At 67.0% G+C, this 1,329-nt stretch carries 1 protein-coding gene; it reads left to right on the top strand.

Going from position 1 to position 1,329, the window contains the following annotated elements:
* Positions 1 to 1,219, top strand: a 1,219-nt coding sequence (locus tag IH54_RS0138590) for a KUP/HAK/KT family potassium transporter (protein ID WP_031526224.1), incomplete at its 5' end; no start/stop codon positions are given.
* Between the last annotated feature and the right edge of the window lie 110 nt (positions 1,220 to 1,329).

Genomic DNA, 1,329 nt, shown 5'->3' on the forward strand with positions numbered 1-1,329 from the left:
CGTCACCGGCGCTGAGGCGCTCTACGCCGACATGGGACACTTTGGCCGCCGGTCGATCACCCGTGCCTGGGTCTTCCTCGTCTTCCCCGCCTGCGTGCTGAGCTACTTCGGGCAGGGCGCGCTGATCCTCAACGACCCCCACAACGTCAGCAGCCCCTTCTTCCTGCTCGTTCCCGGCTGGGGGCGGCTACCGATGGTCCTGCTGGCCACGGCCGCCACGGTGATCGCTTCCCAGGCGGTGATCACCGGCGCGTACTCGGTCGCCTCCCAAGCCGCCCAACTCGGCTACTTGCCAAGACTGCGCATCGCGCACACCTCCGAGTCCACCATCGGCCAGATCTACGTTCCCTGGATCAACTGGCTGCTGATGGTCTCCGTCCTCACTCTGATCTTCGCCTTCCGCAGCTCCGCTTCCCTGGCCTTCGCGTTCGGTATGGCCGTCACCGCCACCATCACCATCACCACACTGCTGTTCTTCTACGTCGCCCGCGCGAAATGGGGGACGCCGGTGTGGTTGGTCGCCGCAGGAGCGACCGTGCTGCTGACCGTTGATCTGCTCTTCGTGGCGGCCAACCTGACCAAGTTCGTCCACGGTGCCTGGCTGCCGCTGCTGATCGGCCTCGCCGCGTTCGCCATCATGACCACCTGGCAGCGCGGCCGGCACATCGTCACCGCCGAGCGAGCACGGCGCGAAGGCTCCCTGCGTGCGTTCGTCGACGACCTCCGCAACGACCGGACGCCGGCGCTTCACGTCCCCGGCACGGCCGTCTTCCTGAACCGGGACAAAGAGACGACGCCACTGGCCATGCGGGCTAACGTCGAGCACAACCATGTCAGGCACGACCAGATTGTGATCCTGTCCATCGAGATCGAACCCGTACCGCGGGTCCCGGCCGACGAGCGCGTCCTCATCGACGACCTCGGGTACTCCGACGACGGCATCTTCCACGTCACCGCCCGGTTCGGCTACATGGAGACCCCGGACGTGCCCGGCACGATGGCCATGCTCGACCCCGCCAGGACCGAGGGGCCCCTGCAGTTGGACCAGGCGTCCTACTTCCTGTCGACGATCGCACTCCGCCGCGGGAAAGCGCGGACGATGACTCCCTGGCGCAAGAGGCTGTTCATCGCCACGTCCTACATCACCGCGGACGCCGCCGAGCACTTCGGACTCCCCCGCGACCGCACGGTCATCATGGGCTCGCAGATCGAGGTATGAGCGGGACGGCTGGGCCTTTCGTGCCTCCTCCTGAAGCTGGGGCCCGGTCCGAAAGCGACGCAGGCCCTCGTCACGCTCCCGCACGACAAGGACCTGGCCTCGGCTTCAAG

It is taken from the genome of Streptomyces sp. NRRL F-5123 (assembly GCF_000721495.1).
Lineage (GTDB): Bacteria > Actinomycetota > Actinomycetes > Streptomycetales > Streptomycetaceae > Actinacidiphila.